General features: G+C 29.0%; 17 protein-coding genes. 8 read left to right on the top strand and 9 right to left on the bottom strand.

What is annotated here, in order from left to right; genetic code table 11:
* Positions 1–13 precede the first annotated feature (13 nt).
* From tyrS to L8V88_RS06525, 5 genes are all read left to right on the top strand, one after another.
* The gene (gene tyrS / locus L8V88_RS06545) at positions 14–1216 is read left to right on the top strand and encodes a tyrosine--tRNA ligase (protein ID WP_263727298.1); all 1203 of its coding nucleotides are present in this window, start codon (positions 14–16) and stop codon (positions 1214–1216) included.
* Positions 1216–2313, top strand: coding sequence for a nitronate monooxygenase (locus L8V88_RS06540; RefSeq protein WP_039628221.1), 1098 nt, complete (start codon positions 1216–1218; stop codon positions 2311–2313). Before tyrS ends, L8V88_RS06540 begins: the two co-directional genes overlap by 1 nt.
* Positions 2306–4150 (top strand): N-acetylmuramoyl-L-alanine amidase family protein, encoded by a 1845-nt coding sequence (locus L8V88_RS06535; RefSeq protein WP_263727297.1) that lies wholly within the window; start codon positions 2306–2308, stop codon positions 4148–4150. The genes L8V88_RS06540 and L8V88_RS06535 overlap by 8 nt, the downstream gene beginning before the upstream one ends.
* Positions 4147–5985 carry a bifunctional tRNA (5-methylaminomethyl-2-thiouridine)(34)-methyltransferase MnmD/FAD-dependent 5-carboxymethylaminomethyl-2-thiouridine(34) oxidoreductase MnmC gene (mnmC, locus tag L8V88_RS06530; RefSeq protein WP_263727296.1) on the top strand — a complete coding sequence of 613 codons (1839 nt, stop codon included), beginning with the start codon at positions 4147–4149 and terminating at the stop codon, positions 5983–5985. Before L8V88_RS06535 ends, mnmC begins: the two co-directional genes overlap by 4 nt.
* Before the next feature lie 133 nt (positions 5986–6118).
* Positions 6119–6949 (top strand): hypothetical protein, encoded by an 831-nt coding sequence (locus L8V88_RS06525; protein ID WP_263727295.1) that lies wholly within the window; start codon positions 6119–6121, stop codon positions 6947–6949.
* Here the strand turns inward: L8V88_RS06525 and rseP are convergent.
* Genes rseP through murJ form a run of 9 tightly spaced genes read right to left on the bottom strand, consistent with a single transcriptional unit; the run spans position 6946 to position 17253 of the window.
* The gene (gene rseP / locus L8V88_RS06520) at positions 6946–8052 is read right to left on the bottom strand and encodes an RIP metalloprotease RseP (protein WP_263727294.1); all 1107 of its coding nucleotides are present in this window, start codon (positions 8050–8052) and stop codon (positions 6946–6948) included. The genes L8V88_RS06525 and rseP overlap by 4 nt on opposite strands.
* Positions 8053–8054: 2 nt before the next feature.
* Positions 8055–8585 (bottom strand): CDP-diacylglycerol--glycerol-3-phosphate 3-phosphatidyltransferase, encoded by a 531-nt coding sequence (gene pgsA / locus L8V88_RS06515; RefSeq protein ID WP_263727293.1) that lies wholly within the window; start codon positions 8583–8585, stop codon positions 8055–8057.
* 51 nt (positions 8586–8636) lie between these two features.
* Positions 8637–9416: an enoyl-ACP reductase gene (locus tag L8V88_RS06510; protein WP_039628226.1), complete on the bottom strand. Its 780-nt coding sequence runs from the start codon at positions 9414–9416 to the stop codon at positions 8637–8639.
* Positions 9416–10312 carry a 4-hydroxy-tetrahydrodipicolinate synthase gene (gene dapA / locus L8V88_RS06505; RefSeq protein ID WP_039666865.1) on the bottom strand — a complete coding sequence of 299 codons (897 nt, stop codon included), beginning with the start codon at positions 10310–10312 and terminating at the stop codon, positions 9416–9418. Before dapA ends, L8V88_RS06510 begins: the two co-directional genes overlap by 1 nt.
* A complete protein-coding gene (locus tag L8V88_RS06500) occupies positions 10302–11555 on the bottom strand; it encodes a M16 family metallopeptidase (RefSeq protein WP_263727292.1) in 1254 nt (417 codons plus the stop codon). The genes dapA and L8V88_RS06500 overlap by 11 nt, the downstream gene beginning before the upstream one ends.
* On the bottom strand, positions 11552–12610 hold the full coding sequence (locus L8V88_RS06495; protein ID WP_263727291.1) for a quinone-dependent dihydroorotate dehydrogenase: 1059 nt from the start codon (positions 12608–12610) through the stop codon (positions 11552–11554). The genes L8V88_RS06500 and L8V88_RS06495 overlap by 4 nt, the downstream gene beginning before the upstream one ends.
* A 50-nt stretch (positions 12611–12660) precedes the next feature.
* Positions 12661–14424: an ABC transporter ATP-binding protein gene (locus L8V88_RS06490; RefSeq protein ID WP_263727290.1), complete on the bottom strand. Its 1764-nt coding sequence runs from the start codon at positions 14422–14424 to the stop codon at positions 12661–12663.
* Entirely contained in the window at positions 14417–15799 is a 1383-nt protein-coding gene (gene cysS / locus L8V88_RS06485; RefSeq protein WP_263724038.1) for a cysteine--tRNA ligase, read from the bottom strand. Before cysS ends, L8V88_RS06490 begins: the two co-directional genes overlap by 8 nt.
* Positions 15799–17253, bottom strand: coding sequence for a murein biosynthesis integral membrane protein MurJ (murJ, locus tag L8V88_RS06480; protein ID WP_263675733.1), 1455 nt, complete (start codon positions 17251–17253; stop codon positions 15799–15801). The genes cysS and murJ overlap by 1 nt, the downstream gene beginning before the upstream one ends.
* A gap of 126 nt (positions 17254–17379) precedes the next feature.
* Here murJ and L8V88_RS06475 point away from each other — a divergent pair, with 126 nt between their 5' ends.
* Genes L8V88_RS06475 through L8V88_RS06465 form a run of 3 tightly spaced genes read left to right on the top strand, consistent with a single transcriptional unit; the run spans position 17380 to position 20841 of the window.
* Complete coding sequence (locus tag L8V88_RS06475; RefSeq protein ID WP_263727289.1) at positions 17380–19227, top strand: FapA family protein; 1848 nt, start codon at positions 17380–17382, stop codon at positions 19225–19227.
* A gap of 5 nt (positions 19228–19232) precedes the next feature.
* The gene (gene ruvA / locus L8V88_RS06470; RefSeq protein WP_263727288.1) at positions 19233–19784 is read left to right on the top strand and encodes a Holliday junction branch migration protein RuvA; all 552 of its coding nucleotides are present in this window, start codon (positions 19233–19235) and stop codon (positions 19782–19784) included.
* A 16-nt stretch (positions 19785–19800) separates the two neighbouring features.
* Positions 19801–20841, top strand: a complete 1041-nt coding sequence (locus tag L8V88_RS06465; protein WP_263727287.1) for a D-alanine--D-alanine ligase — start codon at positions 19801–19803, stop codon at positions 20839–20841.
* Positions 20842–20843: the final 2 nt, after the last annotated feature.

The raw sequence follows: 20843 nt of genomic DNA, 5'->3' as shown, positions 1-20843 counted from the left end.
AAAAGGTTTTGTAATGAATATTGAAGAAATTATTAAAGAAATTAAACGAGGAATAGCAGAAATTATTGATGAAGAAAGATTAGTTTCTTTGGTAAAAAATTACTATGAAAAAGGTGAAAATTTTTTTGTAAAGGCTGGTTTTGATCCTACGGCTGCTGATTTGCATTTGGGTCATACTGTGGTTTTGAGCAAAATGGCTTTGCTTCAAAAACATGGAGCTATAGTACAGTTTTTAATAGGTGATTTTACTGCTCAAATAGGCGATCCAACAGGAAAAAGTGCTACAAGAAAAAAGCTTGATAAAGAAGAAGTACTTAAAAATGCCAAAACTTATGAAGAGCAAGTTTTTAAGATTTTAGATCCAAGTAAAACTCAAATTCATTTTAATTCTAAATGGCTAAATGAGCTTGGTGCTGCTGGTATAGTAGAGCTTACTTCGACTTTTAGCGTTGCTAGAATGCTTGAAAGAGATGATTTTACCAAGCGTTTTAAAGAGCAAAGTCCTATATCAATTTGTGAGTTTTTATATCCACTTTTGCAAGGTTATGATAGCGTTGCATTAAAAAGTGATATAGAAATGGGTGGAACGGATCAAAAGTTTAATCTTTTAATGGGTAGACAGCTTCAAAGAGTATATAATTGCCAAAAAGAACAAGCGGTGATGATGATGCCATTGCTTGAAGGTCTTGATGGTGTAAATAAAATGAGTAAAAGCTTGAGAAATTATATCGGTGTGACTGAAAATGCCAAAGATATGTATGCTAAGGTTTTGAGTATAAGTGATGAGTTGATGTTTAGATATTATGAGCTTTTAAGTGAAAAAAGCTTAAATGAAATTTCACAAATAAAAGATGATATTAAAAATGGCTCATTGCATCCTAAAAAAGCTAAAGAAAATTTAGCTTTAGAAATTACTGCGCGTTTTCACTCAAGCGAATGTGCGCTAAAAGCTAAGGAAGAATTTGACAAAGTTCATAGCGCAAAAGAGCTTCCTAGTGATATGTCAAGTTTTACTTTAGAGGGTAGTATTTGGCTTGCAAAAGCTATAGTAGAGTGTAAAATGGAAAGTTCTACTTCAGCAGCTAGAAGATTGATTAATTCAAATGCAGTAAGTGTTAATGGAGAAAAAGTTCAAGATGAACAATTCCAACTAGAAAGCGGTGAATATATTTTACAAGTTGGAAAAAGAAAATTTGCAAAATTAAAGGTAATATGATGAGTTTTAAAGCTTTAAAAATTGGAAAGCATGAGATAAAATATCCTATTTTTCAAGGTGGTATGGGGCTTGGTATAAGTTGGGACAAACTTGCTTCTGCGGTTTCTTTAAATGGTGGATTAGGGATTATTTCTTCAGTAGGAACTGGATATTATGAAAATAGAACGCATATAGATAAAGAGTTCAATGCAAAACCTTATGGCAGTGATAATTTTTACTCAAAAGCAGGCTTAAAAGCCTTGATAGATAATGCTAGAAAGGTTTGCAAAGATGCGCCTTTGGGCTGTAATATTTTATATGCAAGTAATAATTATGCGCAAATTGCACGCAATGCTTGTGAAGTTGGTTTTAATGTGATAGTTTCAGGAGCAGGACTTCCTACGAATTTACCTGAATTTACACAAGATTATCCAGATGTTGCTTTGGTGCCTATTGTATCATCAGCTAAGGCTTTAAAAATTATTTGCAAAAGATGGCAAAGCAGATACAATCGCTTACCTGATGCAGTTATAGTTGAAGGACCAAAAAGTGGAGGACATCAAGGTTTTACTTATGAGCAATGTTTAATGGATGAATATCAATTAGAAAATGTAGTACCACAAGTTGCACAAGAAATTAAAAACTGGGGAGATATACCATTAATCGCTGCAGGTGGAATTTGGGATAAGCAGGATATAGAAAAAATGATGTCTTTAGGGGCAAGTGGTGTTCAAATGGGAACTCGCTTTATAGGAACTTTTGAATGCGATGCGAGTGATGATTTTAAACAAGTATTGCTAGATTGTAAAAAAGAAGATATTGAGCTTTTAAAATCTCCAGTTGGCTATCCTGCAAGAGGGGTAAGAACTAACCTTTTAAATTTAGTAGATAAAAGAATGGGGCCAAAAATTTCTTGCGTGAGTAATTGTGTTGCACCATGCGGTAGAGGCAAGGAAGCTACTAAGGTGGGTTATTGTATAGCAGATAGATTATATGATGCTTGGAGTGGTAAAAAAGAAACAGGCTTATTTTTTACAGGGGCTAATGGATATAGACTAGATAAGCTTATTAGTGTAGAAGAGCTAATGAAAAAATTAGTTAATGGTGAAGATGCTTAGAATATTTTTTATTTTTTTATTATTTTGTCTTAGTGTTTTTGCTAATGCAGAAGTTAAGAAATTTGATCAAAATTTTTTAACTTCTAATTCAGAAGAAAAACTACAATTACACCAGCAATTAAAATCTTTGTATATACAAAGTGTGATTAATGATAATAATGAAGAAAAAAATGAGATTTTAAAAAGATTAATCATAAGTTCAAATTCTTTAGGTTTTGATGATAGGGCTTATGTGCAAGAGCTTAAAGAAAGTGGAGTAAGTGAAGAAGAAATTTCACGTTTAAAAAATGCTTTAAAAGTTATACAAGATCAAAAAATAAAAAAAGAACAAACAAAAATTGAAACTAATACCACATTACCTATTAATAAAAAAGAAGATAAAAAAGAAGATAAAAAAGAAGATAAAAAAGCTCCGGTGCAAAAAGAGCTTTTTGTGCTTGATGTTAAAAAATTAGACAATGGCATCTTACTTGATTTGAGTGAAAAAATCAGTCAAAAAGATATTAAAAACTTTACTCTCAAAGGTGATAAGAATTTTCGTTATGTTGCAGATTTTGATGGAATTTTAAAAGGACCTAAGAGAAATTTTGAATTTAAAGATTTTGATATTATTGTGTCGCAATTTAACCCAACAAGTATGCGTTTGGTCTTAAGCTCAAAAAAAGAATTAAAGATCAAAATAGAGCTTAAAGAACAAAGTCTTTTTATGGGGCTTGAAAAAGTAGAAAAAAAAGAAGAACCCAAACCTATAGTTAAAAAACAAAATGAAGTCAAAAAAACAGAAGTTAAAAAAGAGCCTTTATATATTTTAAAATCAAGTAAAGATAAAAATGGTATTAATTTGAAATTAAACAATGATATTGATATTGAAGATATTAAAATCAATTCTTTTAAAGATGGTAAAACATATCGCTCTATTGTGAGTTTTGAAGCTATTTTAGAAGGTGATAGAAAAAAAATCGATATCAATAAAAATCAATCCATCACAATAGTGCAGTTTAATAAAACTACAGTAAGAGTTGTTTTAAATTCTACTAGTGATTTTAAAACTAATCTTGATTTAGACGATGAGGAATTATTTATAGGCTTTGAAAAAAAGGCTAAAAAAACACCAACAAAAACTACTTCAAAAACGTCAAAAACTACCATTAAAAAATCAGGTAAAATCATAGTAATTGACCCAGGTCATGGAGGTAAAGATCCAGGTACTTTGGGTGATAAGGGTGTTAGAGAAAAAGATGTAGTTTTAAGCGTGGCTTTAAAACTTGGTAATGAGCTTAAAAAACGCGGATATAGAATTTATTATACTAGAAGTACGGATAAATTTATAAACTTAAGAGATAGAACTTCTATGGCTAATGAAAAAATGGCAGATTTGTTTATTTCTATCCATGCTAATGCAGCTCCAAATAAACAAAGAGCTAAAACTTTACAAGGTATTGAAACTTTCTTCTTATCGCCTGCAAGAAGCGAAAGAAGCAAAAAAGCTGCTGAGTTGGAAAATCAATCTGATTTTGAAGAGATGAATTATTTTTCCAAACAAACCTTTTTAAATTTTTTAAACCGTGAAAAAATAGTTGCTTCAAATAAATTGGCTATCGATGTGCAAAAAAAGATTTTAAGTAATGTAAGAAAAAAATATAAAGTTGTGGATGGTGGGGTTAGAGAAGCTCCTTTTTGGGTTTTAGTGGGTGCGCAAATGCCTGCTATATTGATTGAAACAGGTTATATTAGTCATCCTAGCGAAAGAAATAGATTAACAAATAAAAATTTCCAAGAATTATTAGCCATTGGTATTGCTAATGGTATAGAGAGTTATTTTTATAAAAATCAATGAAAAAAGCAAATATTACCATTAAAAACAATGCACCTTTTTCTTTGGATTTTGATGATTATTATTTTAATTCTAGCGATGGTTTAAGTGAGAGTGAATTTATCTATACTAATGCTTTTGAATTTCAAACAAAACAAACTATCATTGCAGAGCTTGGTTTTGGTATAGGTTTAAATTTTTTCCTTACTTTAAGGCGTTTTATAAAGGAAAAAAAAGAAAATCAAAGACTATTTTATCTTAGTTTTGAAAATTTTTATATAGAAAAAGAAACATTAAGAGAAATTTATAAAAATCTTGGTTTTTATGAGGAATTTGAAGAGCTTTTAGAACAGTTTTTAAAATTTTATCCCCCATGTAAAGATGGAGTTTATAGATTTTATTTTCAAGATTGTTTTTTAGACTTGGTATTTGGTAATGCTAAAGAAAAGTTACAAAATTTAGACTTTAAAGCTGATATTTGGTATCTAGATGGTTTTGCTCCTGCTAAAAATCAAGAGATGTTTGATGAGGATATTATAAACAAAGTTGCTAAAAATTCAAAAATAAATGCCAAGATTTTAACCTTTTCTTCTGCAAGCATTTTAAAAAAAGCTTTAATTAATAATAATTTTCAAGTACAAAAGATCAAAGGTTTTAAAAAAAGAGAAATGATACAGGCTATTTTTAATGGCCTTGAGTTTGAAGATAAATTTGCTTATTTTAACACTCCGTGTTTGAAAAAAGAGATACAAAAAATAGCCATCATCGGAGCAGGTATAGCCGGAGCTAGTATAGCTTATGAGCTTTCTTTAAGAAATGTTCAAGTAGATGTTTTTGAAAAAGAAAATTCATTAGGAAAAGGTGCTTCTGGAAATATCAATGGAATTTTAAGCTCTTTGATTTTAAAACCTGATGTATTATTGGGTGAGTTTTCACAATATGCTTTTTTAGAGGCTAGTAGATTTTATAGGCAAATTTTAGGTTTAATTCCTCAAGGAGTTTATGAATTTGCTCATAATGAGCTTATGCAAGAGCGTTTTGATAGTCAAAAAGATAATGTTTTATTTGAAATTATTAACAACCAAGCCTTTTTAAAAGATGGAGCTTGCATAAAACCCCAAGAGCTTGTAAAAACTCTTTTACAAAAAAGCAAGGCTAGGGTGTTTTTTGAGTATGAATTTAAAGACTATTCTTATGAAAATGAAAAGTTTTCTTTGCAATTTAATAATCAAAAAACATTAAAAGATTATGATGTGTTAATTTATGCTCAAGGTGCTGATGTTAAGAATTTCTTAGAGTATAAATATATGAAATTAAGCAGTGTTAGAGGGCAATGTACTCATTTAAAACCATTTTTAAAAAATTCTCATGCTTTATCTTCAAAAGGCTATATTTGTCCTATCAATGAAGAATTAAATTTGCAACTTATTGGTGCAAGTTATGATAGGCTTAATCAAGATACAACGCTTTTAAAAAATGATGATTTGCAAAATATTGAAAATATAAAAGAATTTTTACAAGGTGAGAATTTAGAAATTATGGGTGGAAAAGTAGGATTTAGATCATATTCTAGTGATAGATTTGCCATAATAGGTCAAGCTTATGATGAAAATTTTTATATGCAAAATTACAAAGCACTTTTATGGCATAAAAATAAAAGTCAAGTAGAGCCAAATGATTTTATTCCTTTGTATTTTTCTATTGCTCATGGATCTAGGGCTTTTGCTAGTGCTATTATTGGAGCTAGAATGCTTAGTGCATTAATCTTTGATGAACCAAAAATAGAAAAAGATTTTTTATATGCTACTCATCCTACTAGATTTTTAATCAGAATGCTAAAAAAAGGAAAAATTTTATAACAAGTAGTTTTTTTGTTTGAAATGCTATTAGCTATATTGTAAAAATATAATGCTATTATAAATATAGAGTTAGCAATATTTCATGATAAATGTGGAATTTTGTATCTTTATAAAATAATACATTAGAGGTTGAGTGAAAAAATACATTTTTTTAAGCTGTATATGCATAAATGCATTTGCTTTAAATTTAGAAGAAAGCTTAGGTGAGGGTGAGGCTAATGTTAGCAAAGAGCAAAAAACAAATACAGTTTCTAAGCAAGTATTTTTTCAAAAACCACAAGAATATCAAGCCCAAAATGTTGATTTTGGATCCTTTGCTAGTAAATCTTTAGGGCAAGTTTTAAATTTAAGTTCTAAAGATAAAACAGAAGCAAGTTTAGACTACAATGCTTTGAGTGTTAATATAAAAAATATCAATTCGATATTAGATTATGATAATGCTACCTTACTTTTAGAAAAACAAGCAAGAATAGATCAAGCAGAGCAGGCATATTCTTTAGGACTTATTAATCGTTATGAATTTGATGAGTTTAATTTTGGTTTTAATTATTTTAATGATCAATATAAAGAAGCTTATACTAAGAATAGCTTTGGCGCTGAATTGCAGTTTAGTCATTATTTTAAAGCATATGCTAATCATTATAAGATCAAAGAAAACGATAGTGATGATAGCACAGAGCTTGGGGTTGTATTTGACTTGCCATATTTGAATGTTTTAAATGTAAATTCTAATATAAAAGAATTACAAAACCAATATAACATTACTTATTCTCCAATTTCTATTTTAGATTTATCGCTTAATTATCAAGATGAAAAAACTAACGCCAAAGATCAAACAGCAATGTGGATAAGATTTAGACTAAATTATGAGCAAAGTTTAAGTAAGCAATTTTATAATAGCTTTTACCGTAAAAATAATATAGGCGAATTTAATCGTTATGATTTTGCTACTAGGACTTATTAATTATTCATAAAACGAGTGATGTCGTTATAAGTTACAAACACCATTAAACTTAAAAGCAAAGCCATGCCAAAATAACTAAGATATTCAAAACATACTTTTGGTACTTCTTTTTTAAAGATTAGCTCATAAAGGTTAAAAAGTATATGTCCTCCATCTAGTGCTGGAATAGGAAGTAAATTGAGCACTCCAAGGTTGATAGAAATTAAAGCAGTGATTAAAAATAAAACCACTATGCTAGTATTTGCTGCTTTGGAGGTTATATCTACCATAGTGATGATTCCACCCATGTTTTTAGCGTCTAACTCCCCACTGATGATTTTAGCAAGGCCTTTAAAAATAAGCAAAGAAGCTTCTATGCTTTCTTCATAAGCGTATTTTAAACTACTAATTCCTGGATGATAAATAGTAACAAACTCACCCTTAGGTGCTATGCCAATTAGTGGTTTTTGAACTTTTTGATAAAACTCATTATAACCTTGATCAATTTGCGGGGTTAGGGTGATGTTGATGAGTTTGTCATTGCGTTCTATACTAAGTAGGGTTGGTTTTATATGTACAAGTTTACCGATTTCTTCAAAGCTTTGAATTTTAACTCCATCTATAGCTAGGATTTTATCTCCAATTTGTAAATTTGCTTTTTGTGCAGCTGAATTTGGTGCTATATTACCAATAATAGGTGCAAGCTTTTGAATTCCTAAAAAACCTATGGCTATATAAAGTAAAAATGCTAAAAAGAAATTAAAAAATGGTCCTGCAAAAAGTATATAAATTCTAGCTAGAGGACTTAGAGTATTATAGCTATTTGGTTCGTAATTTTTTTCGCTAGGATTTAAATCATCTTGTCCTTTGAGTTTAACATAACCACCAAAAGGTAGAGCAGATAAGCGATATTCTGTGTTTTTGTAAGTTTTTTTAAAAACAGCTCTTCCAAAGCCTATACTAAAAATTTCTACATCGACTTTCATATGTTTTGCGGCTAAAAAATGTCCTAACTCGTGAAAAAAAATTAAAAAAGATATAACCAAAAGCGTTATTAAAAAGCTAAAAGAATAAAATTTAAAGCCAATGGCTAAGATAATAAATAAAAATAAATATGATTTCAAATTTATACCTTTTTTAAATGTTTTATATAAGCTAGTATGTATTCAAAAGCTGAATAAAGTGTAAGCACTAATGCAATAAATAACAATGTATTAGCAAAAGGCCACTGCATGATTAAAAATATAATGGCTATCATTTGAAAGGTTGTTTTTATTTTTCCTGCAAAAGAAGCACTTACATCAAATTTTTCACTCACCATAACTACTCGAAAACCGGTTATAAAAAATTCTCTTACTAGAATAATATAAATCATCCAAGGATCAGCTTTTTGGATGAGTAACAATCCTAAAAAAGCAGCCAAAACAAGCATTTTATCCGCTAGTGGATCTATAATAGCTCCAAGTTTTGTAGTTTGATTCCAAGTTCTTGCAATATAACCATCAAAAAAATCAGTCAAGGCAGCTATACCAAAAATAACACAAGCAAAATAATTTACCCAACTAGGATGAATATTTTCAAAATCATTAATAAGCAAAAAAAACAAAAGTGGAGCTAATAATATCCTTATAAATGCTAAGATATTAGGTAAATTCATTGTTTATTAATCCTTGTGTTTAAAGAAAATACCCCAAAATGGGGTAATGAATCATTTAAAAGTGGTACCACCATCTACGATTAAAGTGTGTCCTGTGATCCAATTTGCTTTATCAGAACATAAAAATAAACATGCTCCTGCTAAATCTTGAGGTTGTCCAATACGGTTTAATGGACTAAGATTAATAGTTGCATTTTTAACTTCTTCATAATTTGTAAATGCTTTAAGCGCATCAGTGTCAATTGGTCCACCACTTACTACATTTACACGGATGTTTTTAGAGCCAAGTTCGGTTGCAGCATATCTTGCCATAGCTTCTACTGCTGCTTTTGCTGTACCGTGTCCTGCATAGTTTTCAATATGTACTAAATTTCCTGTTGAAGAAATAGATAATATACTACCCCCACCAACTTTTTCCATTCTTTTTGCTGCTTCTTGTGCTCCGACAACAAAAGCATTTACGGTTGCTGTGAAAATATTATTTATTCCACGAGGTTTTAATTTCATAAATTTAGTATATCCACCTACAACAGCACGACCTGAGATAATAGCATTAGAGATGAAAAAATCTATTCTGTCAAAATCTTGATCGATTTTTTCAAATAAGTCTTTATAAGTTTCTGGTTCAAGTATGTTAAACTCATAAGCCTTTGCTTTGATTTTATAGTTATTTTCTAAATCTTTTACAATTTCTTGAGCTAAATCTGCATTAGAATTATAAGTAAAAGCTACATTAGCTCCTGCTTTTGCAAACTCATATACAATAGCTTTACCAATCCCTCTTGTTCCACCGCTAATTACTAAAGTTTTATTTTGAAAAAAAGTATCCATTAAAATCCTTTTATATTATAGTTTTTCATAATCGCTTCTATTTTTGCTAAATTGCAATCACTAGGTTTACAAAGTGGCAAACGATATTCTAAAGTAGGAGTTAAACCTGCTATATACATTGCTGCTTTAATAGGTATAGGATTGCTTTCGCAAAATAAAATTTTATTGATATTATACAACTCATCATTAATTTTTTTAGCTTCAATATATTTTTCTTCTAAAGCTAGATGAGTTAATTTTGAAATCATATCAGGAAGTAAATTTGAAGTAACTGAAATCACACCTTTACCACCATTTGAAAGTATAGGATAATTAATTGCATCTTCCCCACTTAAAAGCATCATTCTAGGCTCATGCGCTAGCAAATCAACGCATTTATCAATACTTCCACTAGCCTCTTTTACCCCATAAATATTTTCACAATCTCTAAATAATCTTATAATGGTTTCTGTTTGAAGTTCACAACCTGTTCTTCCTGGCACGTTATATAAAAGTACAGGTATATCTATGCTTTTTGCTATTTCTTTATAATGCAAATACAAACCTTCTTGTGTGGGTTTGTTATAATATGGAGTAACGCTTAAAATACCATCAGCTCCATGCTCTTGTGCAAATTTAGCCAAACTTACAGCTTCATGTGTAGCATTACTTCCTGCTCCGGCTAAAACCTTGCAAGAACTTCCCTTGCAAGCATCTAGTGCTATTTCTATGCAAATTCTATGTTCTTCATGGGTTAAGGTGGCACTTTCTCCGGTTGTTCCAACAGGCACTACCGCATCAATCCCATTTGCTATTTGTCTTTTTATGAGTTTGTGGTAAGTTTGTTCATCTAATTTTCCATTTTTAAACGGAGTTATTAAAGCTGTCATTGCTCCTATGATGATTTTATTGTCCATTTTCACCCCTTTTTAAAATTATTGTAGTAGATTTGTTTTCATTGAAGTATTTTTTAGCACAATGAATTAAATCATCTTTGCTTAAATTTTCTATATTTTTTTCATAATCAAGCAAAGGTTTTAAATCGCCTTTTGCAAGATAAGAGCCATAAATATTTGCAACGCTGCTTGCATTGCATAGTGAAAAGATAAAATCGCTTTTTACAGTATTTTTGATTTTTTCCATGATAGTATCATCAAATTTGGCATTTTTTACATCTTCAAGAATTTTTAAAAGCTCTTTTTCAACATCTTCTGCTTTTATACCTTCATTGCAAACGCAAATAAATATAAATAAATTCTCATCTATATTTTCACTTGCATAAGCATAAAATTCATTGATTAATTCTAATTTATCAATTAAAATTTCACTTATTAAAGAACTTTTTCCATTTCCCAAAAGTTCGCTTAATGCACAAAGTTTTGGCATATCTTCATGATTAAATGCAGGAATTTTATATGCAAGTGCTAGCAGTTGCGTATCGCTTTCTTTATGTAAGATCACGCGTTTAGCACCATCTTGTTCAGGTTCTTTTTCATGAACTATAGGAATTTCTTTGGTGTTTTTTATATTTTGAAAATGTTTTTTAGCTAAAGTAAATACTTCATCTTCATTTATATCGCCACTCACAAGCAAAATAGCATTTTTGGGTTGATAAAAAGTTTGATGAAAATCTTGTATATCTTCTATTTTCCAATTTTGTATATCTTTAAAAAAGCCTATCGGGGTCCAGTGATATGGATGGTGTAAAAAGGCATGGTTGTATAATCTAAAATACAAATATCCCAAAGGATTATTATCAGTTCTCCAACGCCTTTCTTCTAAAACTACATTTCTTTCAGGCTGAAACTCATCATCTTTTAAATTTAAATTACGCATTAATTCAGCAAAAAGCCATAAAGACTTATCTAAATTTTCACTAGAGCATTTTATAAAATAATGCGTATAGTCAAAGCCCGTGCTTGCATTATCTACTCCGCCAAAACCCTTGACTATTTCATCAAATTCACCTGCTTTTAAATTTTTTGTACTTTTAAAATTTAAATGTTCAAGCATATGGGCTATGCCACTTTTCCCCATTTTTTCATTTCTTGAACCAACTTTATAAAAAATATCTACACTTATAACTCCGCTTTTTTTATTTACAGGTAAAGTATAGACTTCAAGTTCATTTTCAAGGATGATTTTTTTATAATTAATCATTTAAAATTAACTCCTATAGCTTGACTAATATGATTAAAACCATCTTGTTTTAAAAGCTCGATTAAACCCTGGTTGATGTTTTTAACAATACTTGGTCCTTTAAAAATCATAGCTGTATAAATTTGAACCAAACTAGCACCATTTTTAATACGCTCATAAGCAAGTTCAGCACTATCTATACCACCACTTGCTATTAAAATAGTATCTTTATAAATTTCTTTAGCTACTTCTTTAAAAAATGTCGCACTTTTTTGGGTGATTAATCTACCACTAATTCCGCCAAAAGTTCTTGCATTGTCAATCAAAGAATAATCTATACTAGTATTTGCCATGATAATACCATCAGCTTTTGCACTAATAGCGCTTTTGCAAAGTGAAATTGCACTGTCTATATTCATATCTGGAGCAATTTTTAAAATCACAGGTTTATTTGTGATTTCTTTTGCTTGGTTAAATAAAGTACTTACAAATTCCTCGCTTTGTAAATCTCTTAAATTCTTGGTATTTGGAGAGGATATATTAACCACAAATAAATCACACAAATCTTTAAATTCTTTTAATAAAATAATATAATCATTAATAGCTTCTTCATTTGGGGTGATTTTGTTTTTACCTATATTTGCTATTAAAGGTATGCTAAATGGATAGATTTTTTTTACTTCTTTAGCAATGGCGTCTTTACCTTTATTGTTAAAACCCATAGCATTTTGAATACTTTCTTGTTCAACAAGTCTAAAAAGTCTAGGTTTTTCATTACCATTTTGAGGTTTTGGGGTAAAAGTTCCATATTCTAAAAAGCCAAAACCTAAAGCACTTAGCGGTCTTATCATCGTGGCGTTTTTATCAAAGCCACCTGCTAAGCCCACAGGATTGTAAAAATTTAAATTAAAAATTTCTTGATTTAAAATTTCATCATTTATTACGCAATCTTTTGCAAAAAAACTAAGCCCTCCAGGAAATATACAATCTAGTGTTCGCATGCTAAATTCAGCCAAAGCATGAGCATTTTCTGGATCTAATTTATATATTAAAGGTTTTAAGCTTTCATAGGTCATATTTTTCCTTTTTTACAAAATAGCATATTGTACTAAAAAAATGATAATTCTTAGTTTTCATTTTCTTTATCTTTGTCAGTTTTTTGTACTTTTTGTTTTAATTTTTGATAAATTTCACAATGTTGCATTAAATAAGCATCATTTCCTATAGAAGCTATTTTTCCTTTATCAAGTACAGCAATTTTATCAGCATTTTCTATAGTGCTAAGTCTATGAGCGATGATGAGTATTAAGCGATCTTTTTTTAAGCTTTCTATAGTTTTTACTATGGCTTTTTCACTTTCATTATCAAGTGCTGAAGTTGCTTCATCAAAAATTAAAATTTGAGGATTTTTATATAAAGCCCTTGCTATAGCAATGCGTTGTTTTTGTCCGCCGGAGAGATTTTTTCCATGTTCTTTTAATTCAGTATGTATACCGCCAAGTTCTTGAACAAAATCATAAGCATTAGCTTGTTTTAAAACCTCTATTACACGTGCTTCATCGTATTCTTTAGCATAAGCTATATTTTGAGCTATAGTGTCATTAAATATATAAATATTTTGAGTTACTAAAGAGATATTTTCTCTTAAACTAACAATATCAAAAGAACTAATATCTCTTTGATTGATTAAAATTTCTCCACTATCTTTTTCAAAAAAATACATTAAAAGATTAATAATAGAGGATTTCCCGCCACCGCTTGATCCAACTAAGGCTAGAATTTCTCCTTTATTAAAAGAAAAATTTACATCTTTTAATACCATTTTATCTTTTTGATAGCTTAAAGAGACATTTTTAAAATGAATATTTTGGATATTTTCTGTAAGTTTTTCATCACCACCTTTAATTTGCGGTTCTAAATCAGTTAGATAGAAAGTTCTCTCACTTGCTGCTACTGCATTTTGTAATCTTGTATAAAGTGAAGAAAGTCTTTTAATAGGAGTATAAGCCATAAATAAAGCTGTAGTAAAACTAAAAAAAGAACCTATGCTTAAACTTCCATCGATTACTTCTTTGCCGCCTATTATAATTACTATTGCAAAGCCAATTGAACCCATAGATTCCATTAAAGGGCTACTTAAAGCTTCGATTCTAATGCCTTTTAAGGAAAGTTTGCAAACTTCACTATTAGTTTGGCTGAATTTTTGCATTTCATTTTTACTTGCATTAGAAGCTTTAATAAGTTCTATATTAGAAAAGATTTCGCTTAATCTTGAAGTAAGATCAGAATTTTTTTCTTGGGTATTGTGTCCTATTTTTTTGATTTTTTTAGCAAAAATAGCAAGGGGATAGATTGCTAAAGGTAAAATTACTAAAGCAAAAAAAGCAAGTTTTGGACTTTGATAAATCACCACACTTAAAAGCCCAATGGCAGTTAAACTTTCTCTTAAAATTTCAGGTATTATAGTAGAAACTATATTTTGCAAAGCTCCAATATCAGAAGTACACCTGCTGATTAATTCCCCACTTCTGTATTTATGAAAAAAACTCATATCTAAGCGCAAAAGATTGCCAAGAACTAATTCTCTTAATCTTCTTAAAATATCTGTCCCAACATAAGATATATAATAAACTTGCATATAAGCGCCAAGATTTTTTAAAGCATAAATTAAAATAACAAGCAAAGGCATATAATAAAGCAATTGAGCGTTTTTTTCTATAAAAATTTTATTTAAAATAGGCTCTATGATGTATGCACTAGCTGCTGTGCCACCACTGGTTAAAAGCATGCCAATAATAGCTAAAACAAAATAAAACCAATAATCTTTATAATAAGGCTTAAAGCGAGTAAAAACTTCTTTAAGCTTCATTTCTTTGTAATTTTTATCCATTTTTCTCCCATACCACACCATTTGGTGTATCCATTAAAAGAATATTCTCTTTAGCCAAATCATCACGAATTTGATCTGCTAAGGCATAGTTTTTTTCTTGTTTTGCCTTGTTGCGTAGAGCAATTTTTTCTTCTATTTCTTGACATTTTTCTTCACTAATACCAAATTGAAAATATTTTATAGTATCTATAAAACCTATACCAAAAATAAAAGCAAGTTCTTTTAAGGTTTTTTCCAATTGTATTTTATAAGTTTTATCTTTTGGGTTTTTATCTAAATAAATATTACTTTCATTGATAAACTCATCAAGTAAAGCTAAGGCTTTAGAGGCATTTAAATCATCATTTAAAACTTCTAAGATATTTTTAGCTACTTCACTTTCTATGGTAGTTTTTTCATCTATAAAAGCATTTAAATTTAAGCGTTTTTTTAAGCGGTAAAATTTATCAAGTCTTTTTTTAGCAGCTTGTAAGTCTTCTAAAGCATAGTTAAAATGCGCTCTATAATGCACACTTAAAAGATAAAATCTCAAAACCTCTCCACTAAAAAGTTTTAAAGAATCTTTTAGAAAAAAGCTATTTCCCAAGCTTTTGCTCATTTTTTCACCATTAATTTGCACAAAGCCATTGTGTAGCCAAAAATTAGCTAATTCATGATTGTTTTTACAACGACACTGACAAGCTTCGTTTTCATGATGAGGAAAAAGTAAGTCTATACCCCCTGCATGAATGTCAAGTTTATCTTTAAAAATACTTTCTATCATCACAACACATTCTGTGTGCCAACCTGGTCTTCCTTTGCCAAAACTTGCAGGATAAAATTTTTCATCAAATTTCCATAAAACAAAATCGCTATCATTTTTTTTAGCCACGCTTTCTTCTAGGCGTGATTGATTATCTTCTAAATTTCTTTTAGAGATATAAAAGTATTTATCATCTTTGCTAGTATCAAAATAAATCCCATCTTCAAGTTTATAAGCTAGGTTTAATTCTAAAAGTTTTTCTATATATATAATCATTTGCTCAATATAAGCTGTAGCCTTTGGTTTAAAATCAGGTTCTAAGATATTAAGCGCTTGCATATCTTCTTCATATCTTTTAATATAAAAATTTGTAATTTCTTCTAAACTTTTACCACTCTCTTGCATTTTTTTTAAGATTTTATCATCAATATCAGTGTAATTTCTAACAAAAACTACTTTATAATCATTTGCTAGCAAAACTCTTCTTAAAAAATCAAAACACACACTACTTCTTGCATGTCCTAAATGTGCATCATCATATACAGTAGGCCCGCATAAATAAATATTTGCTTTTTTTGCCTCATGTGGGATAAATTCGCATTTTTTCTTTAAAACACTATCAAAAAAAACCATTAAAACAAACCTTTAAAAAAATGATAAATTTCAATTAAAAATTGTATTAAAATATCTTTAATTTCAAATAAGCCTAAAGCAAATAAACTTAAAAATACTATACTAATAAGCCAAAATTTAACCCTAAAAATACCCCAAAGATTTTTAAAGCCAAATTCTTTTATATTAGCATATAATAAATAAAAAGCACTAATAGATGAAGCTAATGCAATGCCTAAGCTCTTATAAGCTTCTTCTTTGATAAGTAAAATAATCACTATACTAAAAAATGCTGATATAAAAAGTGTTTTAAAGGCGATTATAGCGGCTATTTTTTGTTTAAATTTAGCATAAAGCCATAAAGAAAAAAGTTTTTGTAAACCAAAAGGTAAAAGTCCTAAAAGATAAGCTTGTAATAAAAATGCAGTGATTTTTGTATCTTCTTGATTAAAATTTCCTCTTTGAAATAAAAACTCCACAATTTCTTTAGCTAAGATAATCCCCACTATACTAGCTAAAATCAAAAGCACGCTTAAATATTCAAAAGCTTTTTGCATAAAAGCTAAGGCTTTTTGTTCTTCATTTGCTTTTAAATGTCTTAGTATTTTTGGAAAACTTACTTGACTTAGTGCGATTGCAAAAAGAGCTAAAGGAAGCTGAAAAACCCTATTAGAATAATACAAATACGAAATACTTCCAGCCATTAAAAAACTAGCTATAGTGGTATCTAATAATGAACTAATTTGATTTGCTGAAGAGCCTAAAAGTCCATGAGTAAATGTAGAGTGGAACTTATCTAAATTAGTCTTTGTTTTTTTAAGTTTTATGCTTAAATACATACTTTTTAAAATTCTAGTGTTTTTTAAAGCAAAAATATGCCATATAAGTTGAGCTAGACCACTTAAAACAGTCGCATATGAAAAATAATACAAAGCTTCTAAAGGTTTATCTTGAGTGACAAAAAATCCGGCAATCACAACAAAAAGATTAAAAAATGAAGCAGAAAAAGAAGTGATGAAAAAATTTTGTTTATAATTTAACAAAGAGCCTAAAAAAGTTACTAAAAAAATAAAAAACAAATACCAAAAATTAATAGAAACTAAAGGCGCAGCTAGAATGATCGTTTCTTTGTTAAAACCAAAGGCAAAAATCTTTGTAAAAAATTCAGCAAAAAAACTCACTAAAACACAGGTTAAAAAAACAATAATACTAAATTGTAATAAGACATTTATACAAAAAGCACCTTTTTTACTTGCTTTTAAAAAACTTGGTAAAAAAGCTTGTCCAAAAGCCCCTTCAGCGAAAATTCTTCTAAAAAAAGCAGGCATTTTTAAAGCCACAAAGAAAATATCACTATAAATTCCAGCACCTAAGTACAAGGCTAAAACAATATCTCTTAAAACACCCATAATCCTAGAAAATAAAATTCCCAAGGCATTGATGATGAAATTTTTAAAAATAATATTTTTTCTCATTAATTTTCATTCTTTAAACATTAGTTTGAGTATTATAAAATTTTTTAATAGCAATAATTTTAACTAAATTTTGATTTTATTTTTGCTAAAATCAAAATTTTATACACAAATAAGGAAGCTTAAGCTATGGAAGAGAAGAAAATTTTATATACTAAAGACCCTTATAAAGAGCTTTTGATATTTGCTTCTGAAAATAAATGCGAAGTTGATGAACTTGATTTTAGATTGTTAAGTTTTAGTACTTCTTATACTTATGATAATCAAGAATGGATAAAAGTTAATGAAAAAGAATTAAAAATTTTTGAAGAAAATGAAAAATTTTTAATTCATGATTTAAGTATAGAGCAAGAGTATAAAATAGAAATTTATTTTAAAAAATTTGCACGCATACCAACTTTTGAAGTTAGCTTGCATGCTAATGAGCTTTGTACTTTATTAAAAGCTAGTGTTAGAGCTAGTGAAGCTATTGCTTTTCATGATAAATTAGCACTAGAGCTTTTAGAAGCTATTTATAAAGCGATGATAAAAGAAAAATATTTACTTGGATTTAGAATTTTTGATTTTAAAAAGCAAATTATTGATTTTAATACTAAAGTTAAAGAAAAGCAAAAATTTGATTTTGAAGTTGAATTTGAAGTATGTAAGGGAGTTAATCCACAAGAGCCTACAAATGAAGAAATTCAATATCACTATTTAGAAAATCTAAAAAAACACAATGATGTGATGAATAGAAACTATGTAGCACCTATAGGAAAAGATGAGGTGGCTATTGAGAGGATTAAACCAAAAGAGGGTAGTGATGGTAAAGATTTAAGATTTAAAATTTTAAAAGCCCTCCCGCCAAAAACAAACAAAGAAAAAGTTATTTGTTCGGATAATTTTGAAGTTAAAGAAGATGATGAAAGTATAAAATATATTGCCAAAAAAGATGGATTTATTATCCAAAAAAAATCTATTTATGAGATAGAAAATTATTTAGAATTTAACAAGGTTGATTTTAAAAGCACGGGTTCTATTTGGGCGGGTTTTGATAAGCAAGTTATTATCGTGATTAAAAATACAAATAGTTTAGAGGATGCAATAGGCCCTAGAATTACCGTTGAAGCACAAGAGTTAGAGGTTGTGGGCAATATGGCTCAAGATTCTGTTTTAAGAGGTAAAAAAGTAATTCTTAAAGGCAATATGCACCATAAAAGTACTATTATAGGGCAAAAGGTTGAGGTTAATATCTTAAGAGGATATTGTGAGGCTGAGGAAATTTTTGCTGAAACTTTAGAAAATGGCTCTATTAAGGCTAAAAAAGTAAATATTAAAAAGGCTGTGGGTGGGGAGATTATTGCTGATGAAATTTATATACAAGAACTTGGTGGAAATTGTTTATGTAGTGCTAAAAGTTTAATCCGCGTTGAAAAAATTCAAGGAAGTGGCAATAAACTTGTAATTCAAGATCTCAAAGCTTTTGATAAAGAAAAAAGTGGCGAGGAAATACTTTTGCATATTGAAGAGTTAAAAAAAGAACAAGAAAATTTAGTCAAGGAAATTGAAGAAACCAAGCATACTATCCATGTGAGTAAAGATTCTGTGAGAATTTTACAGCAAAAGGCAAAAGAATTAATGAATGCAAAAAGAGCTATACCGCAAGCTTATAAGATTACTATTAAAGATTTTAATCAAAAGATTGAAAATTTAAATATTTTAGCTAATAAGATAGAAACTTTAAAAGAGGAAGAAAAAGCAAATATAGAAAAGCTTAAAAAAATTCAAGATGAACTTTTAAAATCAAAAATTATTAATAAAAGTGGAAAATGGATGGATTTAAACGAAGTTAAATTTGTTTTATTAAATCCTAGAAAAGAGTTAAGCTATCATCCGCGTAATGATGAGATGATTGAGTGTTTTGAACTTGAAAAGATAGATACTGAAGATGGAGTAAGTGTTTATGAAATTCGCTCTATTAGTAATTACAAGGAATAAACTAAATGATAGTGGCAATTGAAGGAATAGTGAGTAAAAAAGAACCTACTTTTGTAATTTTAAAAACTTCAAGTGGGGTAAGTTATGGTGTTTATGTGTCGCTTTTTTGCTCAAGTAATTTTGAAAAAGATCAAAAGGTTGAGTTTTTAATCACGCAAATTATCAAAGAAGACTCTCATAAATTATATGGATTTTTAGATATTAATGAGCAAAGAATGTTTGAATTATTAATCAAAATTAGTGGTATAGGAGCAACTACTGCTATGGCACTTTGCTCAAGCTTAGATACTAATACTTTCTATGCAGCTTTGCAAAGTGGCGATGAGAGTGTATTTAAAAAGGTTCCTGGTATTGGTCCAAAGAGTGCAAAAAGAATTATAGCTGAGTTAAGTGATGCAAAAATCAATATAGAAAATTCTAATCAAGATCAAGCACAAGCTTTGGCAGCTTTACTTTCACTTGGTTTTAAACAAGAAAATATTTTAAAAGTTTTAAGAACTTGTGAGAGTAAAAATACTAGTGAGCTTATTAAAGAGGCTTTGAAAAAATTAGCATAATAAAAGGAAAAATATAATGATATATGGTGTAATTTTTGGTGCAAATTCTTATGAGCATGAAATTAGCATTGTGAGTGCTGTGGTATTAAAAAAAGTACTCAAAGTGCAAAAAAAATTTATATTTTGTGATAAAAATAAGGAATTTTTTCTTATAGATGAAGAAAAAATGAATGCAAAAACTTTTAGTAGTGGTGCTTATAAAAAAGAAAAAGCTTTAATACTAAAACAGGGTGGGTTTTTTATAAAAACCATGTTAGGTGAGAAAAAACTTGACATTGATGTAGCGGTAAATATCGTACATGGAAAAGATGGTGAAGATGGCAAAATAGCTGCTTTGCTTGATTTTTATGGTATAAAATACATAGGACCGCGCATAGAAGCTAGTGTTTTATCTTTTAATAAGGTTTTAACTAAACTTTATGCACAAAGTGTAGGGGTGAAAACACTTGATTATAAGGTTTTAAATTTGCATAAAGAGCAAAATGTTTCTTTAGATTTTCCTTGTATTTTAAAGCCTGCAAGATTAGGTAGTAGCATAGGTATAAGTATAGTTAAAGATGAAAGCGAGCTTAAATATGCTAAAGATGTTGCTTTTGAATTTGATGAGGATGTTGTAGTAGAACAATTTGTAAGCAATATTAAAGAATACAACTTAGCAGGTTGTATGATAGGTGAAAAAATGGAATTTTCTATCATTGAAGAGCCTAGAAAAAATGAAATTTTAGATTTTGAACAAAAATATTTAGGCTTTTCAGAAAGTTCTAAAGTCAGTGAAGCAAATATTAGCGAAGAATTAAAACAAAAACTCAGGGATAATTTTACGAGAATTTACAATCCTTTATTTAAAGGAGCTTTGATTCGCTGTGATTTTTTTGTGATAGATGATGAGGTTTATTTAAATGAGATTAATCCAAATCCAGGATCATTGGCAAATTATTTATTTGAAGATTTTACTAATACAGTTAATAATTTAGCAAAAAATATAGAGTTAGAAAAGCAAATTAAGATTGATTATGCTTTTATTCACAGCATTAATGGACAAAAAGGTAAATTATAATC

This window comes from Campylobacter sp. IFREMER_LSEM_CL2101 (genome assembly GCF_025771825.1).
GTDB lineage: Bacteria > Campylobacterota > Campylobacteria > Campylobacterales > Campylobacteraceae > Campylobacter_D > Campylobacter_D lari_C.
The sequence above is the reverse complement of the archived record's forward strand: the minus strand, read 5'-3'. Positions and strand labels throughout refer to the sequence as shown.